5 protein-coding genes and 1 pseudogene are annotated in these 5,454 nt (G+C 38.3%); all 6 read right to left on the bottom strand.

The features are described from left to right. Window positions 1-870 (bottom strand): annotated as a pseudogene (locus A9G41_RS11020) (RHS repeat protein); the annotation flags it as partial. A 231-nt stretch (window positions 871-1,101) separates the two neighbouring features. After that, window positions 1,102-1,620 carry an O-acetyl-ADP-ribose deacetylase gene (locus tag A9G41_RS11015; RefSeq protein WP_075539352.1) on the bottom strand — a complete coding sequence of 173 codons (519 nt, stop codon included), beginning with the start codon at window positions 1,618-1,620 and terminating at the stop codon, window positions 1,102-1,104. After that, complete coding sequence (locus A9G41_RS11010; protein WP_075539351.1) at window positions 1,610-1,897, bottom strand: hypothetical protein; 288 nt, start codon at window positions 1,895-1,897, stop codon at window positions 1,610-1,612. The genes A9G41_RS11015 and A9G41_RS11010 overlap by 11 nt, the downstream gene beginning before the upstream one ends. A 12-nt stretch (window positions 1,898-1,909) precedes the next feature. Further along, window positions 1,910-2,689: an RHS repeat-associated core domain-containing protein gene (locus A9G41_RS11005; protein ID WP_075539350.1), complete on the bottom strand. Its 780-nt coding sequence runs from the start codon at window positions 2,687-2,689 to the stop codon at window positions 1,910-1,912. A gap of 308 nt (window positions 2,690-2,997) precedes the next feature. Beyond that, window positions 2,998-3,480, bottom strand: a complete 483-nt coding sequence (locus tag A9G41_RS11000) for a hypothetical protein (protein ID WP_075539675.1) — start codon at window positions 3,478-3,480, stop codon at window positions 2,998-3,000. 10 nt (window positions 3,481-3,490) lie between these two features. After that, on the bottom strand, window positions 3,491-5,454 hold a 1,964-nt coding region (locus tag A9G41_RS10995), incomplete at its 5' end, for an RHS repeat-associated core domain-containing protein (protein ID WP_143425462.1).

Genomic DNA, 5,454 nt, shown 5'->3' with positions numbered 1-5,454 from the left:
ATGATAACGTTGATGGGCAATAAGTTGCCCTAGCGGGTCATACTGGTAACGGTTAACCAGCCCATTACCCTGACGGCGTTCATACTCTCGCCCTTGTTTATCCCAACGAAAAGCGGCTAATGGCTGGTGGTCGAGTGTCATCCCCAGTAGCTGACCCTGATTGTAATGATATTCTAACCATTGCCCATCGGGCAGTTTAGTGCCATTGAGTAAGCCGGTGATTTCATCGTAGCGATGGCGGATAGTCGCCCAGTTTTGGTGCTCGGCCGTTAAACGACCAACTTTATTATATTCCCATCCTAAAACCGATTGCCCATCGAGTATTTGTGTTAATAATCCATTCTGATTGTAACTATAGTGCTCTTTTATGCCATCAGCTAGCTCTTTTACGATGAGTTTTCCACGGCTATCACGTTGGTAGCGGGTAATGAGCGGTTTTTCATCATGTTGGTTACCATACTCGTGTTTTTCAATTAAATAGCCATTTAAATCGTAATGATAAGTGGTTTTTACCTCGTCAAAACCAATTTCTTCACTCAATTGCCCCGTTGGCGTGTAGCTGAAGCGGTAACGTTCCCCTTTCTGATTTTCAATTTCACTGATTTGTAGATGGATATTATCATAACGAAATTTCAGCCGTTCGCCATCTGGCAGCCGCTTTTCGGTCATTAAATGTAATGGCGAAGCGTAGTCATATTCTGTGACTTTACCCGCTTCATCTTTAAACCAAGTCACTTTGCCATAAGCGTTGTATTGATACTCACGAGTGGTGTTATTCGGGTAGGTGATTTTTGTGATTTGTCCTAAGGCATTATGCTGGTAATGAATACAATTATCTTGCCTATTTTGATTATATTTATAGCATGTCATCTTACCTTCTGGACTTATCGCTTCCGTGCGTTCACCATACTCGTTATACTGGTATTGCCAGCCACAATTGCCCTGAATAACTTCAAAAAGACGTTAGTTTGAACAGATTGCTTTTTATGCCGATATTTTTATAGTGGTTAAAACTGATCAGAGCAATTGGGTGGAAATTGCGATATAGTTCAAATACAACTGTAACAGAAGTGTAATTTTATGCTCATTATCATAAAAAAATTATTGCATTAGTGAACAGTAAATTTCATAGTTATCAACTTCATAGCAGACAATATTTATTTTTTCTAAATTATGATATTTAAATAAACTAGATTTAACTATTTGCAATGCTATTTCAGCAGCTTTATCTTTGGGAAATTTATAAATTCCTGTACTTATATTAGGAAAAGAAATAGTTTTTACATTATTCTCATAAGCAAGTTTAAAGCAATTTAAATAACAGTTCTTCAATAATTCAACTTCATTATTATTTCCTCCACTCCAACGAGGCCCTACTGTATGAATTACATATTCAGCAGGTAAATTTCCTGCTGTTGTAATAACAGCATTACCAACTTTACAACCGCCTTGTTTAGATCGTATCTTTTGACATTCTTCTAAAATTTGTTTACCACCTATACGATGAATAGCACCATCAACACCGCTTCCACCTAATAGAGAACTATTCGCTGCATTGACAATAGCATCAACTGTGATTTTAGTAATATCACCATAAATAATTTCAATTTTATTTTTCATTTAAAAGTATTTCTATAAATTTTAGAATAGCATTATTTTGTTGCCTTATTTCAGATGGTTCCAACAAGATATTCATTATTTGATCATCTAAAATTAAATCATAAATATCAATATTTAACCAACCTTTCGACCAAAAATCAATACCAGCAATTTTATTATTTCCTTCTATGACCACTCGTTCCATAGAACCAAAATCCCCATTGGGATATGAACTATAAGTTAATTTATAATTTTTCAATCTAGGCGCTAATTCTTTTTTAAAATAATTTATATCCATATTTTATACCTCCTATTTTTTGTCGACTATTCTAATGTTACTTACATTTGGTGTCAGAGTTCCACCTTGTTTATTTAAAAGGTATTTTTGTGAAAGTTTTGCATCAGAACCTAACAATTTATACCATCCTTCTTTACCTCCTTGAATTAAACTATTAGTTGGGACATCAAATTCTACATAAACTGAGCCATTTGCAGCTACGCCTTTAAAATCATTGGCTCCATTAATAGAGATAAAGGTTTGTCCACCTCCACCTTGGACAACTTTCCCTGTACTTTGCATTTGCTCAAGTTCTTGGAGAGACATCCACCGCCCAACTCTTGTGACACTTACTCCGTTAATTGCTTGCGTTTCACCTAATTTTAGAGAAGATCCAATATTATTGGCAGCATTTATTCCCTCAAACCCATTATTTTCAACCTTAATCAACCCTAACGGATCTATCCAATTTATCGGATCACCATTGACATATTGATAACTATTTAACCCACCCAGTATGCCTAGTGGGTCTTGGGTGATATATCTGCCGGTAAATGGGTCGTAATAACGGTTTAGGTTGTAATGTAACCCCGTCTCCTCATCATAATATTGCCCTTGGAACCTCAACGGATTATCCGGCAGGGCATGGAAATCGTCTTGATGGTAGGTTTCGTTTATTATCTGCCCATAGGCATTATACTGGCATTCGTAGAGCGTGTCACCCAAGCTGCCAGTAAGGGCTATGGGTGTGCCGAGGTGGTCGTTTTGATACCAGTAGAGTTTGATGTTATCTTGTTGGGCATTACCATGCACAAGAAGGGCTAAGGGACGGTAAGAGTCTGGCTCGTAAAGGTAGCTTTGCCAGTGTTTATCGTTATCGGTCTCGGCAATAAGTTTATTAGACTGTGGCCTTTTCCACGTTTTTCCACAATCAGGTTACCAAAGCAATTATACTCAAAGTATTTGCCACCAAAAAACGTTTGGGTTTATCATAATATTAACGCTAATAACATCATAGCAAATAGTTAGTTGACACAATAATGATTTAAATCTAGCAAAGTAAGCTAAGTATTAAGCTTGCCTTGCCGATTTGATATGTTAAATTGAATCTAAATTGGAACTTATTCTACAGGCTCTAATGAAACTGCCATTTCTAAAGCGATTTGATTATATTTTTGTCCGAAATTTAGCGCTGCCTGAGGTTTTAGCTCATCTAACGCATATACAATACTTGCGCTATAGCCAATCTTAAACAGCTTGGAATCTTTTTTTTTGTTGGCATAAATACCAACAGATTGAATTGTTCCATCTTCAAGTAATAAATCAACTGTATTATTAAAATTTGAGGGATCTTGTCCTGCTACATAAGCTTTTTTTATTATTCCAGAAATAAATAATAAAGGGATTCTCCCTTGCTCAATACTATTCCACCACTCCTTTGTACCAAAAAGACCATTAGTGCCATTTAATCCAACGTAAGGCTTTGTATGATCAAGTGTTAAAGCTTGAGTCAAAGAAGCATATTCTGGATTTACTTTTAATTTTTCTGAAAGAAGGTACACCATTTTCATTGGTACTTTTGAATTTTCTAATTTTAATAGCATATTTTTACCTTTATTTTACTTTTTCAAAATGAACAATATTTTCATTAAAAATTTCTATACCTCTACCTTGTCCAAGTTGGGTTGTCATTTGCCCACCTTCAACTTTAAAACGAGTATTGGTTTTCATCCATTTTCCAGTTTTAATCGACATATTAGGAAACATTTTTGCTGCTGCAGAATTTGCTGCAATACCTATTTCTTGTAGTTTAGAAAATGTTCCTTGTTTAACCACAATTTTTACGGTTACTCCATTATATTTTGATGAATATCCTAAAACTGGAGAAATGGAAGTCTCTGTTGTTGGAGGCATTTTTCCTGTATTTAAAAATTGCTCATAATGTTCTTGCGACATAGTTCTATACACAATTTCATTACCATATGCATCATACTGCTGAACAGGACTTAATGGATCCTTAGCGGTAGTGGTTGGAATACCTATCTTTTCTTTTCCTGCAACCCCTTCAAATCCACTATTTTCAACCTTAATCAATCCTAACGGATCTATCCAATTTATCGGATCACTACCGGCATATTGATAACTATTTAACCCACCCAGTATACCTAGTGGGTCTTGGGTGATATATCTGCCAATAAACGGGTCGTAATAACGGTTTAGGTTGTAATGTAACCCCGTCTCCTCATCATAATATTGCCCTTGGAACCGTAACGGATTATCCGGCAGGGAATCTATATCGTCCTGATGGTAGGTTTCGTTTATTATCTGACCATAGGCATTATACTGGCATTCATAGAGCGTGTCACCTAAGCTGCCGGTAAGGGCTATGGGTGTGCCGAGGTGGTCGTTTTGGTACCAGTAGAGTTTGATATTGTCTTGCTGCGCATTGCCGTGCACAAGGGCTAATGGGCGGTAAGAGTCTGGCTCGTAAAGGTAGCTTTGCCAGTGTTTATCGTTATCGGTCTCGGCAATAAGCCGACTACCTTGCCAGATAAATTCGGTGGTTTTGCCGTCTACCGTTTTACTGGTACGACGGTTAAAGGCATCATAAGTATAAGTGATGATAAGCCCCGTCGGTTTAATCACTTTGATAAGTCGATGCCGGCAGTCGTACTCATAGTGGGTAACCAGACGGTGGTTTTTTCCGCGCTTTTCGGCAATTAGGTTACCAAAGCGGTCATATTCAAAGTGTTTATCACTAAAAAAGGTTAATCGGTTGCCTTTGGCGATATTGGCATGAAAAGGCATAGGGGCTAGCGCTTGGGTTTCACTGATTTTATTGCCCGTTGGGTCGTAATCAAACTGCTCGACTTTTTCAGCATGATGCTGCTCGGGATTGACCTCAGGATAAGTCACTGTGTGTAATTGACCGGCGTTATCATAACGGTAACGGCGTGGCTGATGTCCGGTGATTTCGGCAAGCTGTCCGTTAGGATTATAGTGATACTGCTGTTGCCAAATTGGCGTTGGCGAGGTCTGGGTGCTGATATCATAACCATGATAACGTTGATGGGCAATAAGTTGCCCTAGCGGGTCATACTGGTAACGGTTAACCAGCCCATTACCCTGACGGCGTTCATACTCTCGCCCTTGTTTATCCCAACGAAAAGCGGCTAATGGCTGGTGGTCGAGTGTCATCCCCAGTAGCTGACCCTGATTGTAATGATATTCTAACCATTGCCCATCGGGCAGTTTAGTGCCATTGAGTAAGCCGGTGATTTCATCGTAGCGATGGCGGATAGTCGCCCAGTTTTGGTGCTCGGCCGTTAAACGACCAACTTTATTATATTCCCATCCTAAAACCGATTGCCCATCGAGTATTTGTGTTAATAATCCATTCTGATTGTAACTATAGTGCTCTTTTATGCCATCAGCTAGCTCTTTTACGATGAGTTTTCCACGGCTATCACGTTGGTAGCGGGTAATGAGCGGTTTTTCATCATGTTGGTTACCATACTCGTGTTTTTCAATTAAATAGCCATTTAAATCGTAATGATAAGTGGTTTTTACCTCGTCAA

Source organism: Gilliamella sp. Nev5-1 (assembly GCF_001690895.1).
Classification (GTDB): Bacteria; Pseudomonadota; Gammaproteobacteria; order Enterobacterales; family Orbaceae; genus Gilliamella; species Gilliamella apicola_C.
This window is presented reverse-complemented; position numbering and strand designations above follow the sequence as displayed.

Coding starts and splice junctions, on each gene's coding strand:
- A9G41_RS11015 (WP_075539352.1), bottom strand. CDS start 1,620: ATGAAAAATAAAATTGAAATTATTTATGGTGATATTACTAAAATCACA.
- A9G41_RS11010 (WP_075539351.1), bottom strand. CDS start 1,897: ATGGATATAAATTATTTTAAAAAAGAATTAGCGCCTAGATTGAAAAAT.
- A9G41_RS11000 (WP_075539675.1), bottom strand. CDS start 3,480: ATGCTATTAAAATTAGAAAATTCAAAAGTACCAATGAAAATGGTGTAC.